The 14,054-nt window shown below is 58.5% G+C and carries 12 protein-coding genes; 10 read left to right on the plus strand and 2 right to left on the minus strand.

Translation table 11 applies throughout. The features are described 5' to 3' along the window. Positions 1-346: 346 nt before the first annotated feature. From CFBP6623_RS24020 to CFBP6623_RS24040, 5 genes are all read left to right on the plus strand, one after another. Positions 347-1,411 (plus strand): HlyD family secretion protein, encoded by a 1,065-nt coding sequence (locus CFBP6623_RS24020; protein ID WP_080843065.1) that lies wholly within the window; start codon positions 347-349, stop codon positions 1,409-1,411. After that, complete coding sequence (gene rbbA, locus CFBP6623_RS24025; protein ID WP_080843066.1) at positions 1,408-4,191, plus strand: ribosome-associated ATPase/putative transporter RbbA; 2,784 nt, start codon at positions 1,408-1,410, stop codon at positions 4,189-4,191. The genes CFBP6623_RS24020 and rbbA overlap by 4 nt, the downstream gene beginning before the upstream one ends. Beyond that, positions 4,188-5,306, plus strand: a complete 1,119-nt coding sequence (locus CFBP6623_RS24030; RefSeq protein WP_046801210.1) for an ABC transporter permease — start codon at positions 4,188-4,190, stop codon at positions 5,304-5,306. The genes rbbA and CFBP6623_RS24030 overlap by 4 nt, the downstream gene beginning before the upstream one ends. Before the next feature lie 137 nt (positions 5,307-5,443). Then, positions 5,444-6,046: a hypothetical protein gene (locus tag CFBP6623_RS24035; RefSeq protein ID WP_046801211.1), complete on the plus strand. Its 603-nt coding sequence runs from the start codon at positions 5,444-5,446 to the stop codon at positions 6,044-6,046. Between the two features lie 218 nt (positions 6,047-6,264). Next, the gene (locus CFBP6623_RS24040) at positions 6,265-6,411 is read left to right on the plus strand and encodes a DUF1127 domain-containing protein (protein WP_080843067.1); all 147 of its coding nucleotides are present in this window, start codon (positions 6,265-6,267) and stop codon (positions 6,409-6,411) included. A 480-nt stretch (positions 6,412-6,891) separates the two neighbouring features. Here CFBP6623_RS24040 and CFBP6623_RS24045 read toward each other — a convergent pair whose 3' ends face one another. After that, a complete protein-coding gene (locus tag CFBP6623_RS24045) occupies positions 6,892-7,335 on the minus strand; it encodes a response regulator (protein WP_046801212.1) in 444 nt (147 codons plus the stop codon). 374 nt (positions 7,336-7,709) lie between these two features. Between CFBP6623_RS24045 and ftsZ the strand changes: the two genes are divergently transcribed. The 3 genes from ftsZ (at position 7,710) to CFBP6623_RS24060 (ending at position 10,846) form a co-directional block, all read left to right on the plus strand. Further along, positions 7,710-8,672 (plus strand): cell division protein FtsZ, encoded by a 963-nt coding sequence (gene ftsZ, locus CFBP6623_RS24050; RefSeq protein WP_046801213.1) that lies wholly within the window; start codon positions 7,710-7,712, stop codon positions 8,670-8,672. A 400-nt stretch (positions 8,673-9,072) separates the two neighbouring features. Next, positions 9,073-9,771, plus strand: coding sequence for a GntR family transcriptional regulator (locus tag CFBP6623_RS24055; protein ID WP_080843068.1), 699 nt, complete (start codon positions 9,073-9,075; stop codon positions 9,769-9,771). Positions 9,772-9,880: 109 nt separating this feature from the next. Then, the gene (locus CFBP6623_RS24060) at positions 9,881-10,846 is read left to right on the plus strand and encodes a dihydrodipicolinate synthase family protein (RefSeq protein WP_046801215.1); all 966 of its coding nucleotides are present in this window, start codon (positions 9,881-9,883) and stop codon (positions 10,844-10,846) included. 245 nt (positions 10,847-11,091) lie between these two features. Here CFBP6623_RS24060 and CFBP6623_RS24065 read toward each other — a convergent pair whose 3' ends face one another. Further along, positions 11,092-12,129 (minus strand): Ldh family oxidoreductase, encoded by a 1,038-nt coding sequence (locus CFBP6623_RS24065; RefSeq protein WP_046801216.1) that lies wholly within the window; start codon positions 12,127-12,129, stop codon positions 11,092-11,094. Positions 12,130-12,507: 378 nt separating this feature from the next. On the opposite strand from CFBP6623_RS24065, the gene CFBP6623_RS24070 reads away from it, so the two are divergent. Beyond that, positions 12,508-13,314 (plus strand): transporter substrate-binding domain-containing protein, encoded by an 807-nt coding sequence (locus CFBP6623_RS24070; RefSeq protein ID WP_046801217.1) that lies wholly within the window; start codon positions 12,508-12,510, stop codon positions 13,312-13,314. Positions 13,315-13,386: 72 nt separating this feature from the next. Further along, positions 13,387-14,052, plus strand: coding sequence for an amino acid ABC transporter permease (locus CFBP6623_RS24075; RefSeq protein ID WP_046801218.1), 666 nt, complete (start codon positions 13,387-13,389; stop codon positions 14,050-14,052). The last annotated feature ends 2 nt before the right edge of the window (positions 14,053-14,054 follow it).

Genomic DNA, 14,054 nt, shown 5'->3' on the forward strand with positions numbered 1-14,054 from the left:
TGAGAAGAGAGTCTCGTGCGATCAAGGACTTGATCGCCTGGACCCCGGATCAAGTCCGGGGTGACGAGTGCGGATGATGCGGCCTTGCCAAACGAGGCCGCATCATATGGATTTGCAATCGCTGCTGCGTGCCATCGTCAACCGGTTTAGGCCCTTGCCCGAAACCTCTCATGCACTTGACTTGTGTCAAAGCCACGAAGCGCACCCTCACTTAAACAGCCGCATGACCCGGCCCATTTCCTCAAACAGAAGAAATGCCGGGTGCAAATTCTAAACGCGATGGTGGCTGGCATCTTCGGTTTTTACGTATTACGGTTGAAACCTGAAGGGTTCATGGGGAAGACGGATGTCTAAAAAAGGCTTGCTCATTGGTCTGGTGGTTCTGGTTATTGCCGGTGTCGCCTATTTCTCCTGGTCAAAACTGAAGGGGGAGGGACTTCCCGCCGGATTTGTGGCCAGTAACGGCCGGATCGAGGCTGTCGAGATCGACATTTCCACGAAAACCGCCGGCCGCCTCCAGGATATCATGGCGCGCGAGGGCGACTTCGTGAAGGCCGGGCAAGTGCTTGCGCAGATGGACACAGCCCAGCTGGAAGCCAAGAAACGTCAGGCGGAAGCGCAGCTTCGCCGTGCGAAAATTGCGATCGATACAGCCAACAGCCTCGTTGCCCAGCGTGAAGCGGAAAAAACCTCCGCTCAGGCGGTGGTGGAACAGCGCAAGGCCCAACTCGATTCCGCATCCAAGACCTATACGCGCTCAAAACAGCTGCTGACCGGCAACGCCGTCTCCCAGCAGATCGTCGACGACAGCGAAGCCGCTGAGCAATCCGCCCGCGCCACACTTGCCTCGGCGCAGGCCTCTCGCGCTGCTTCGGATGCTGCAATCAGCGCCGCCAAGGCACAGATCGTTGATGCCGAAGCGGCTGTCGATGCTGCGCAGGCCGATATAGAGAGCATTGAAACGGATATAGAAGATGCGACGCTGAAATCGCCCCGCGACGGCCGCGTGCAATATCGCATCGCCCAGCCCGGAGAGGTGCTTTCCGCCGGCGGCCGCGTTCTCAATCTTGTCGATCTCGGCGACGTCTACATGACGTTTTTCCTGCCGACGGCCGAGGCCGGCCGCACTTCCATGGGCTCCGATGTCCGCCTGATCCTCGACGCAGCGCCGCAATACACCATTCCCGCCAAGGTTTCCTTCGTCGCCGATGTCGCGCAATTCACTCCAAAAACGGTTGAGACCGAAGAAGAGCGCCAGAAACTGACGTTCCGGGTGCGGGCGCAAATTCCGCAGGAACTGCTGCAGAAATATATTCAATATGTCAAAACCGGTCTGCCCGGCATGGCCTATGTCCGGCTTGATCCGCAGGCGGCCTGGCCTGAAAACCTCGAACGCAATCTCGTCAAGTGACGGTGGCCGCCGTGGTCGCGTCTCCCCAAACGAACGACAAGAACGCACCGGTCGCGCGATTGACCGATGTGCGGCTGACCTTTGGCAGCACGGTAGCGCTGGCCGATATATCGGTGGAGGTCCCCGCCGGCCGGATGATTGGCCTGATCGGGCCTGATGGCGTCGGCAAATCCAGCCTGCTGTCGCTCGTCTCCGGTGCGTGCGCCATCCAGAAGGGCAAAGTGGAGGTTCTGGGCGGCTATATGTCCGATCCACGCCACCGCGAGGATACCTGCCCGCGTATCGCCTATATGCCGCAGGGTCTCGGCAAGAACCTTTATCCCACCCTGTCCGTCTTCGAGAATATCGACTTTTTCGGCAGGCTGTTCGGGCAGGGCAGCAGGGAGCGGCAGGCGCGCATTGCCGAATTACTCAAGAGCACCGGCCTCGAGCCATTCGCCGACCGCCCCGCAATGAAACTTTCTGGCGGCATGAAGCAGAAGCTCGGGCTCTGCTGTGCCCTCATCCACGATCCGGACCTGCTCATTCTCGATGAACCGACCACGGGCGTCGACCCGCTGTCGCGCCGGCAGTTCTGGGAACTGATCGATTCCATCCGCGCCGGGCGTCCGGGCATGAGTGTGATCGTCGCCACGGCCTATATGGAAGAGGCAGCCGGTTTCGACTGGCTGGTCGCCATGGATGGCGGCAAAATCCTCGCCACCGGCTCACCCGCCGAACTTCTCGAACGCACTTCGACCGCCAATCTCGATGCCGCCTTCATCGCGCTTCTTCCGGAAGAAAAACGCAAGGATTATCATGAGGTGCATATCGCGCCACGCAAGGTGACGGATGATGGTGACTATGCCATTGAGGCGTCGCATCTCAGCATGCGCTTCGGTGATTTCACCGCCGTCGACAATGTCAGCTTCAAGATTCCGCGCGGCGAGATTTTCGGCTTTCTCGGCTCGAACGGTTGCGGAAAATCCACGACCATGAAGATGCTGACCGGGCTTCTGGCCGCCAGCGAAGGCGAAGCGAAGCTCTTCGGGCACAAGGTGGATGCCAGTGACATGGCGATCCGCCACCGCGTCGGTTACATGAGCCAGGCGTTCTCGCTCTATTCCGAGCTGACGGTGCGCCAGAACCTCGATCTGCACGCGCGGCTGTTCAAGCTGCCGGAAGAAACCATTCAGCCGCGTATCGCCGAGATGGCGGAGCGTTTCGATCTCGGCGCCGTTATGGAAACCATGCCTGACGACCTGCCGCTCGGCATCCGCCAAAGGCTGTCGCTGGCGGTGGCGATGATCCATTCGCCTGATATTCTCATCCTTGATGAGCCGACCTCGGGTGTCGATCCGGTGGCGCGGGACGGCTTCTGGCAAATCCTCGCCGATCTCTCGCGTAACGATAATGTCACCATCTTCATCTCCACCCATTTCATGAACGAAGCGGAGCGCTGCGACCGGATTTCGCTGATGCATGCCGGCAAGGTGCTGATCAGCGATACGCCAGACGCGATCACCAGAAGTCGCAATGCCGCAACGCTGGAAGAGGCCTTTGTCGCCTATCTCGAAGATGCGTCCGGTGTAAAGAAGACGCAGGCCGCCGCCGTTCCTGCTCCGGCAGTGGCCGTGCCCGCGACGCCGCATGCAGCGCCCGCCCGCAAACGGTTTTTCGATGTCAGGCGCATGTTCAGCTATACGCGGCGCGAGGCGCTGGAACTGCAGCGAGACCCCATTCGCGGCACGCTGGCGGTGCTTGGCAGCGTCATCCTGATGTTCGTGATCGGATATGGTATCAATCTCGATGTCGAGGATCTGACCTTCGCGGTGCTGGACCGTGACGATTCCACCATCAGCCGCGATTACGTGCTCGACATAGCCGGCTCGCGTTATTTCATCGAGAAAGAACCGATCCGCGATTATGCCGATATGGACAGGCGCATGCGTGACGGCGAACTCAGCCTTGCCATCGAAATCCCACCCGGTTTCGGCCGCGATGTCTTGCGCGGCAAGACGGTGGAGGTCGGCGCCTGGATCGATGGTGCCATGCCGCAGCGGGCCGAGACGGTGCGCGGTTACGTGCAGGGCATGCACCAGACATGGCTGGCTCGCAAGGCCGCCGAGATTTACGGCAGCGCCGCCACGCAAAGCACATTCAGCATCGAGACGCGGTATCGTTATAATCCAGACGTCAAGAGCCTCGTCGCCATGGTGCCGGCGGTCATTCCGCTGTTGCTGATGCTCATCCCCGCCATGTTGGCGGCGCTCAGCGTCGTCCGGGAAAAGGAGCTTGGCTCCATCGTCAATCTTTACGTGACGCCGACCACGCGGCTGGAGTTCCTGATCGGCAAGCAGCTTCCCTATGTCGCTCTCGGCATGCTCAATTTCCTGCTGTTGACGGCATTCGCCATCTTCATCTTTCAGGTACCCTTCACGGGAAGTTATCTCGCTTACACAACGGGAGCGCTGCTCTTCGTCATCATCGCCACATCCATCGGCCTCGTCATGTCGTCTTTCATGAAGAGCCAGATCGCGGCGATCTTCGGCACGGCCCTGTTGACGCTTATTCCGGCCACGCAATATTCGGGCATGATCGATCCCGTTTCGTCGCTACAGGGGGCGGGGGCCTTCATCGGCAACATCTATCCCGCCACCTATTTCATGACCATTTCGCGCGGCACCTTCTCCAAGGGACTGGATTTCGCCGGCCTTTCCGGCTCGTTCCTGCCGCTCATCATCGCCATTCCGCTGCTGCTCATCGCCGGTGCCGCGCTTTTGAGGAAACAGGCGTCATGAGGTTGTTTTCGTCCAACATCTTCCAGCTCGGCATCAAGGAACTGCGCGGGCTTGCGCGTGATGGCATGCTGCTGCTCCTGATCGTCTACGCTTTCACGCTGCAGATCTACACCGGCTCCAGCGCATTGCCGGAGACGCTGAACAATGCCGCCATCGCGATTGTCGATGAGGATCAGTCACCGCTTTCCGGTCGCATCAGCACGGCGTTTTATCCGCCCTATTTTGCGCCGCCAAAGCAGATTTCGATTGCTGAAATGGACAAGCGCATGGATGCGGGGCTCGATACCTTCGCGCTCAACATTCCACCGGATTTCCAGCGCCGGCTGATGGCCGGGCAACAGCCCGCCATTCAACTCAACATCGACGCCACCCGCATGAGTCAGGCTTTCAGCGGCGGCGGTTATGTTCAGACCATCGTGACGAGTGAAGTTCAGGAATATATGAACCGCTATCGCGGTGTGACTTCGGTGCCGGTAGATCTGACACTGCGCTCTCGCTTCAACCCGGAACTGGACAAATCCTGGTTCGGGTCGATCAACAACATCATCACCGCCATCACCATGCTGTCGATCGTGCTGACCGGGGCGGCGCTCATTCGCGAGCGTGAGCATGGCACGGTCGAGCATCTGCTGGTCATGCCGGTCACGCCGCTGGAGATCATGCTCAGCAAGGTCTGGTCCATGGGCCTTGTCGTGCTGGTGGCTTCGGCATTTTCGCTGTTCGTTGTTGTCAGGGGTCTGCTTGCCATTCCCATCGAAGGCTCGCTCTCGCTCTTTCTGCTTGGAACCGCCCTGCAGCTCTTCGCCATGACGTCGATGGGCATATTCCTCGCAACGGTTGCCGGGTCCATGCCGCAATTCGGCATGCTGCTGATCCTGTTCCTGCTGCCGTTGCAGGTGCTTTCCGGCGCCATGACGCCACGTGAAAGCATGCCTGATATCATCCAGTATCTCATGCTTCTCGCACCCAACACCCATTTCGTCATCCTGGCGCAATCGGTGCTTTTCAGGGGCGCCGGGCTGGATGTGGTGTGGCCGCAACTGCTGGCGCTGCTGGCTATCGGCTCGGCGCTCTTCGTCTTTGCGCTTCGCCGCTTCCGGCGTTTCCTGCGCTGAGGTGAGGGAAACCCGCCGTTTTTCGAACGCTTCCGGACAAGTTGAATTAATTGTGTTCGGTAACGGTATGTTCGCCTTCCGGGAATATGCCTATGAGGACGGCTGGGTAAAAGCGGGCTTTGTTCAGGAGTAGCATAATGAATATTGCAGCACGTCTGTCTTTGACGGCCATGATCGCACTGGTCGCGACATCATCTTTCGCCTCTGAGGATATGACTTCGGAGACGAGCGAGGCGATATTCGGTTTCGCTGGCGCCATGACGAAAGAAGACATGCTGAAAAGTGCTGCGCTCATTCCAGTGGAATATGAAAGAAACGCCACTATCGGCGGCGGCTACCAGTTTTATCCCTACCGTATCGGCAATGTAAAACTGGGCGGCGAGATTGGCATAGCCGCCAGGTTTGGCAAAGGCTTCACCGGCGAAGTCTGGGCCGGCCCGGTCGCACGTTACGAGCAGATCAGGCTTGGGGAGCGGCTTTTCATCACGCCAAGCTTTACCGCCGGTCTCAGCCTGGTCACGGATGCGCAGCCGGGCCGTGAGCGTGAGCAGGAAATCAAGGACGACGGCAATGCCAATGTCCTGTTTTATCTGGGGCCGGAAATCAATGTCTCCTTCAGCGAGGATTCGTCGACGGAATTCTTCTGGCGCCTTCACCACCGTTCCGGCGGTGGCAAAACTTTGGGCAATATGAAGGGCGCTACAAACGCCAATGTATTCGGTGTTCGCTACAAGTTTTGAGATGACAGCGCCGGGTAAAGCCTCGCGAACCGGCTGAATTTCAGTCACGTTTCTTTTTCGTTGCAAACCGTCACGAGGTACCCTTGCGTCTGGCGCATGGGTGTATTGCCTTATTCTGCCTGTTCATTGGGCATGAGAAAGCGCATATAGAGGGCATCAAAGGACGCCGGAACGAAAACGTTGCTGACGTCACCTAAACCTCAAGAAAGGGTCATGTCATGAACGTAGCACGCAGCTTTAACAATTGGCGCAAATATCGTCAGACCATCAACGAACTGGGCCGCATGAGCACCCGTGAACTGCACGATCTCGGTCTCGACCGCAGCCAGATCACCAGCGTTGCCCGCGCCGCAATCGGCAAATAATCAAGACGATTATTGTCGTGTCTTAATGCCCAAACGCCCGCTTCGCGGGCGTTTTTGTTTTGGCGCATCATTCAATTTCTTCGTCACCTTTTGACGCTTGTAACGAAGTTTTGCCCGGCTGCGTGAAATAGGCAGTCTGCGGTTTTTGCAGACGATGCGACAAGACGTGAAGCTGTGGCATCCATATCCCATAGCGTGAAATTCGCCATGCACCAAATGCATATCTGTACTGCAAGCTTATGCCTGTGAAATGCGCAGGAAAATGCTATCTTCAAATCATCGAAACGGATGTACCTCCTCCCACATCCTTTTGGTAATGCGGGCGATCCTACTCCTCCTCCCAAGGATTGCCCCAGGGACAGCGGTTTCCTCCTCCCATATCGCTGTTCATCTTTTCAGAAGCCTGCCGCACCTCCTCCCGCGGCAGGCTTTTCTGTTTTCAGCCTTATCTTCAGGTCAGATTAATTTTAAGGAAGTGCCTCAGTCGAAAGCCATCATGCCGATGGGCGTCACCGCATGGGTGCCGGCCCGTTTGGCAAGCGCGTAGGACAGGCATTGTCCCACTGCGTCCTGCGGCACGGGCTTGGCAATTACTCCCGCGCCAATGCCCAGATTGACGACCACTTCCGGGTTTGCCGTCATGAAAATCACCACCACGCCATGATCCTGGGAAAGACGGCGGCCGATCTCCGGGCCAGTCTGGCCATCGGCAAGGTTGACGTCGACGAAGGCGATGTCGGCGCGGCTGCCGAGCGCAACGGCCTCATCCAGCCGGTTGGCGATGCCGATGACATCTGCCTCTTCATCCGCCTGGAGAATGGAATCCTCTATGTCCATGGCGATGAGGAACTCATCCTCGACGATCAGCACCCGCGGCTGTTCCATGCGGAAACCCGGTTCGCTTTGCAAGACGTCTGCCAACATATGTCTGCCTCCATTCTGTGCGCCAAGCGCGGTCGGCAAGCAAACACTTGTCGGCACAACTCGTTCCAAACTGAGATAAACATAGTGAATGGAGTGTAAACGGCGTGCCTTTTCGGCTATCACCATTCAATAGCGAAGCAGTTGATTCGGTTTGGTTTTCATCCGGAGGAAGGGTGGGAGAACGTTGCCGTAGCGCATCTTTCGCCGCTGGAGCACAAGTCTTTTGGCCGCAATCGGCCGATAGCTTATATGCAATTCAACGCGTTAAAGCCTCCTTCGTGCGCCAGGAAGGAAGTGCCGGAACGCCGCCGATCATTCGCGTGCCGCGGCCAAAACGGCGCGGGACACTATGAGTTTAGAAAGAGAATAACACGATGACCCAGTCTCCGCGCGCTTCGATTGCCCGCAACACTCCCAATATCGCTGTCGTCGGCGTTGGTGGCGGTGGCGGAAATGCGATCAACAACATGATCTCCGAGGGCATTAGCGGGGTCGATTTCATCGCCGCCAATACGGACGCGCAGGCGCTGAAGAAAACCAATGCACCGCGGATGGTGCAGCTCAGTTCCGAGCTGACCGGTGGACTTGGTGCAGGGGCCGATCCGGAGGTCGGTCGGCAGGCGGCGATCGATTCACTCGATGAGATCATGGATCACTTGAGCGGTTACGACATGTGTTTCATCACCGCCGGCATGGGCGGCGGCACCGGCACGGGTGCGGCCCCGGTAATTGCGGAAGCCTGCCGGGCAAAGAACATCCTCACCGTTGGCGTTGTTACGCTTCCCTTCAGCTTTGAAGGTGCGCGCCGCATGCGAGCTGCCGAATACGGCTTTGCCAACCTGCTCAATACCGCCGATACCGTCATCGTAATTCCCAACCAGAACCTGTTGCGCATCGCCGACGCTGGCACCACCTTCGAGAATGCGCTGAAGACGGCCGACAAGGTCCTGTCGCTCGGCGTGCGTTGCGTCACCGATCTCATTCTGCGCGAGGGTCTCGTCAATCTCGATTTCGCCGATGTGCGCTACGTCATGAAAAATGGTGGCCGGGCGCTTATGGGCACGGCGCAGGCCAAGGGTGAAAAGCGCGCCTCGGAAGCGGCGGCCGCCGCCATCGCCAACCCGCTGCTCGGCGAACCGTCGCTGAAAGAAGCGCGCGGTGCGCTTGTGGCCATCTCCGGTGGCAACGATCTGACGCTTTATGAGATCGATGAGGCGATGACGCTGGTGCGCGAGGCTGTCAGCGAGGAGACGGATGTGGTGATGGGCGCTTCTTTCGATCCGACGCTGGACGGGGCTTTCAAGATCTCTGTCGTGGCCACCGGCCTGCGGAACTGAGGCGCAGCTACAGCGACAGGGAGTTACGGGGGAGTACGAGGGTGCGGCTCGTTTCTTCTCCCCGCCGGGGAGAAGGTGGCCCGAAGGGTCGGATGAGGGGGCAACGTTGCCGAATATCTCTACCCTTGCCCCCTCATCCCGCTGCCGCGACCTTCTCCCCGAACGGGGAGAAGAAACAGGCGGCGTGCTCCCCGTTCCCCGATAAACTAAGCGGCGACATTTTATAAACAGCGTACACGCCACAAACCGAACAATTAAAAGCCGTCGCGGGTAATTTTCGCGACGGCTTTTTGTTGTTTTTGAACAATTATTCCGCCATTCGGGGAGGCGGGGCTGCAACGCGTCGTTGATAACGAAAAAAGATAATAGTACTCTTTATGTCGACAAGAAGGATTTGGCTATGACGGATATAATTGCTTCTGCCGAGCGCAAGCGCGGCTCCGGCGTGAAGATGGTCTATGATCTGCTGCGCGACGAGATTCTCGATCTGGTCCTGCCGCCGGGAAGCCCCATTGACGAGGTGCAGCTTGCCGAACGGTTCAAGATGTCGCGCACGCCCATACGCGAGGCGCTGGTGCGGCTTTCGGGTGAAGGGCTGATCGATACGTTGCCGAACCGCTCGACCATGGTGTCGAATATCGATTTCCTCAACATGCACACCTATTTCGATGCGCTGGTGCTGATGTACCGGGTCACCACCCAGCTTGCGGCGCAATATCACCGCCCCGAGGATCTGGCGGGAATCCGTGCCCATAATGCGGAATTCGCCATTGCGGTGGAAGAGCAGAATGCGCTGGCAATGATTTCTACCAACGCCGCACTTCATCTCTCCATCGCCGAGGCAGGCCGAAACCCCTATTTCACCAGCCTGTTCAAGCGCCTGCTGGATGAGGGGCGGCGCATTCTGAGACTTTATTACCAGTCCTATGAGGACCGTCTGCCGAAGCGTTTCGTCCATGACCATGACGCAATGATCGCCGCCATCGCCGCGCGGGATATCGCCCTTTCCGAAAAACTGGCGCGTGAACATGCGGAACAGATCGTGCAGCAGGTGCAGAAATTGCTGGTGCGAAATGAGCGGTTGGAAATAAATCTGTAGCTTGTCGATTTCTTGTCGACAAATAAAATACAAGATAGTAATGTCCTTGTTGAAAGGGTGGCGCATCGCTGCGTCCATTCCTGAGAACCATGTGCCTTAGGAGCTAATAATGACGGCCAGCATTTTTTCCGGCGTGATTCCCGCCTTGATGACCCCCTGCAAGGAAGATCGCACCCCTGATTTTGATGCGCTTGTGCGCAAGGGCAAGGAACTGATTGCCGATGGCATGTCGGCCGTCGTTTATTGCGGTTCCATGGGCGACTGGCCGCTTCTCACCGATGAGCAGCGCATGGAAGGCGTGGAGCGTCTGGTCAAGGCTGGCATCCCCGTTATCGTCGGCACCGGTGCGGTCAACACGGCCTCCGCCGTCGCGCATGCCGCCCACGCCCAGAAGGTTGGTGCCAAGGGCCTGATGGTCATTCCCCGCGTCCTGTCTCGCGGTTCGGTCATCGCGGCCCAGAAGGCGCACTTCAAGGCCATTCTCTCGGCCGCTCCTGAAATTCCGGCGGTTATCTACAACAGCCCCTATTACGGTTTTGCCACCCGCGCAGATCTCTTCTTCGCGTTGCGTGCCGAACACAAGAACCTGATCGGCTTCAAGGAGTTCGGCGGTCCGGCTGATATGCGTTACGCAGCTGAAAACATCACCAGCCGTGATGATGAAGTGACCCTGATGATCGGCGTCGATACCGCCGTTTTCCACGGCTTCGTCAACTGCGGTGCAACCGGCGCCATCACCGGCATCGGCAATGTTCTGCCGAAGGAAGTGATTCATCTGTGCAAGCTGTCGCAGGCCGCTGCCAAGGGTGATGCGGATGCCCGCACCCGCGCGCTGGAGCTGGAGCAGGCGCTGGCCGTACTCTCCTCCTTTGATGAAGGTCCGGATCTGGTTCTGTATTTCAAGCACATGATGGTGCTGAAGGGCGACAAGGAATACACGCTGCATTTCAACGAAACCGACGCCCTGACGGACAGCCAGCGCGGTTATGTCGAGGCGCAGTTCAAGCTGTTCAACAGCTGGTATGCCGACTGGAGCAAGCTTCCCGGTGCCGTTCAGACCTGTAAGGCTGCCTGAGCAGTCGCTGACGTGAAAACAAAAGGCCCGCAAATGCGGGCCTTTTTTGCATGTTATGAGGTTTGATCGTTCCCCGGCTTCGACGTCATCCTCGGGCGTGTCCCGAGGATCTGCCAACGTTTAGTCAAATCAATCGGTTGCAGATGCTCGGGACAGGCCCGAGCCTCACGGAGGAGAGGTTTGCGGTCTTCGCCATCACATCAGGCCCGCGCCCTCAGCCTTTTGTATATCGCTCCCCAACGCGGTCAGGAGACCGCGTCCAGACCCTTCTCCAGCAACCGGTCGAGCCCGGCCATTTCTGCTGCGGTCAGCGTGATGCCCTCGCTTTCGGACTTGGCGCGTGCGACGAAGCGGCGGCCGGAGGGCAGGCGGGCGCCCTGGCCGATGATGGCGTCGAACAGCACTTCCGCGCGCTGGAACGGGTCGCCGGGGCGGCCCCTGGCGAAGGCTTCGGGAGAGAAGGCGACAATCAGCTCGCCGTGTGTGGGGGCGAGCGCCGTGCTGCCGAGAAAGTCGAGGGCTTCGGGGCTGGTCAGGTCGCCGATCATGATACCGGCGAGAAGTTCGATCATGGTGCCGATTGCCGATCCCTTGTGCCCGCCGAAAGGCAGCATGGAACCGGCAAGCGCGGCTTCCGGGTCGGTCGTCGGCTTGCCTTCAGCGTCCAGCGCCCATCCTTCCGGCAGGGATTTGCCTGCGCGACGGTGCAGTTCGATTTCGCCGCGCGCCGCAACCGATGTGGCGAAATCGAAGACATAGGGTGATGTATCCTTGCGCGGCCAGCCGAAAGCGAAGGGGTTGGTGCCGAGAAGCGGTTTGCTGCCGCCAGTGGGGGCAACGGCGGAATAGCTGGGGCACATCACCAGCCCGGCAAGGCCGTTCTCGGTCAGTCCCTCGATTTCCGGCCAGAGCGCCGAGAAATGCGTGCAGTCATTGATGACGAGTGCGGCGATGCCCGAACGTTTCGCCCGCTCCACCAGAACCGGCAGGCCCAGTTCGAAAGCTGGGTTGGCAAAGCCGCCATTGGCGTTGACCTTCACGATCGCCGTGCCGTCATCTTCGGCCACATCAGGGATCGCGTCAGGCTTCACCTTACCGGCCTTGACGGTGCGCAGCGCGCCCTCGATGCGGTAGATGCCGTGCGATTTGCAGGCGTCGCGCTCGCCGGCGGTGATGACGCGGGCAAGCGCTCCCGACTGCACGTCATTCAGCCCCGCCTTGCGGAAAATTTCTTCAACCCGCTTTGAAAGCGCATCAATGGTCAGGGTGGTGGCGTCGCTCATCATGATCCTCCGATATCGGCTCGCACATCTTGAATACATAAAGTATACAAAGGCGGGTCTATTGCAACTCGTCTTTTCGGTGAAGTGCCATGAAAGCGTAAATCGGCATCGAAGATACAGAGTTTTCAGTTTTTGTGACGGTTTCCTCTTCCTTCGCATTCCCGGGCGGGCCGCGGCACTCGCGTCGGCTCAAGTGCTTGGGCTGAAAAGAGTCTTTTCTTCAGCCGCCACACAGACACCCATGCGGCAATTCCCGATTATTCGCTGCTGCAAAATTCTTTTTGTATACTAGTTGTATTTTTATGTTGATTTATCGGCCCCATAGGGAAATAGTGACCGGGCCTTCAAAGGCAGACCAATTGTGGGAGCAAATAAAGAATGAAAAAATCGGTCATCATCGCCGGCCTTCTGGCCACCACTTCCGTTATCACGCCGGCCAAGGCCGACAAACTTGACGACATTATTTCCGCCGGTACGCTGCGCTGCGCCGTTGTGCTCGATTTCCCGCCCATGGGTTCGCGTGACGACGCAAACAACCCTGTTGGCTTCGACGTCGATTATTGCAACGATCTCGCCAAGGCGCTCGGCGTCACGGCTGAAATCGTCGAAACGCCTTTCCCCGAGCGCATTCCCGCCCTGATGTCGGGCCGCGTCGATGTCGGCGTTGCGTCGACCTCCGATACGCTGGAGCGCGCCAAGACGGTCGGCATGACCGTGCCTTATTTCGCCTTTGAAATGGCCGTTACCGCCAATGACAAGTCGGGCATCAAGTCCTTCGAGGACATGAAGGGCAAGACGGTTGGCGCAACCGCCGGCACGTTCGAAGCCATCGCGCTCGAAAAGTCGGTCAAGGAATGGGGAACCGGCGAGTTCCGTCCTTACCAGACGCAGGCCGATGTCTTCCTCGCGCTGAGCCAGGGCCAGATCGACGCCACCGTTTCCACTTCCACGGTTGCGCAGTCCAACGTCAAGGGCGGCAAGTTCGCCGGCATCTCGGTGGTCGGCAAGGCGCCTTACGACATCGACTATGTCGCGCTCTTCACCAACCGTGACGAATACGGTCTCATCAACTACCTGAACCTCTTCATCAACCAGCAGGTTCGTACCGGTCGTTACGCCGAACTCTACGAAAAATGGGTTGGCGGCGAGGTTCCATCGCTCACCGTCAACGGCGTTTATCGCTGATCAGGACTTTTCGTAAACGGCGCGGTCGAAATGATCGCGCCGTTGATCGTTTCTGAAAAGGCGGGACGCTTAATGTTCAACTATACATTCCACTGGAATCAGGCGCTGAAGGCTTTGCCGCAGCTTCTGGACGGTGCGGTGGTAACGCTGCAGATCGCCCTTTTGTCGATGGTGATCGGTCTTACCTTCGCCATCCTGCTGACGCTGTTCCGGCTCTCCGGTAACCGCGTTCTCGGCGCTTTGGCCTCCGTCTGGGTGGAGGTTGCCCGCAACACGCCGGCACTTTTCCAGATTTACATGGCCCATTTCGGGCTTGGCAATTTCGGCATCCACCTCAGCCCCTATACCGCGCTTCTGGTCGGTATCGCGTTTAACAATGCCGGTTATCTGGCCGAGAACTTCCGCGGTGCGCTGAAAGCAATCCCGGATACGCAGACGCGGTCGGGCCGCTCGCTTGGCATGACCTCGATGCAGACCTTCCGGCTGATCATCCTGCCGCAGATGCTGCGCGTTGCTTTCCTGCCGGCCACCAACCAGATGGTCTGGGCGATCCTCATGACCTCGCTCGGTGTCACGGTCGGCATGAATACGGATCTGGCCGGCGTCACGCAGGCGCTCAATGCGCGCTCGTTCCGCACCTTTGAATTCTTCGCGCTCGCCGCGGTCATCTATTACGTGATCGCCAAAATCGTCACGCTCGCCGCCAGAATGCTGGCCTGGCGTCTGTTCCGTTACTGAGA

It is taken from the genome of Agrobacterium tumefaciens (assembly GCF_005221385.1).
In the GTDB taxonomy this organism is placed as follows: domain Bacteria; phylum Pseudomonadota; class Alphaproteobacteria; order Rhizobiales; family Rhizobiaceae; genus Agrobacterium; species Agrobacterium tomkonis.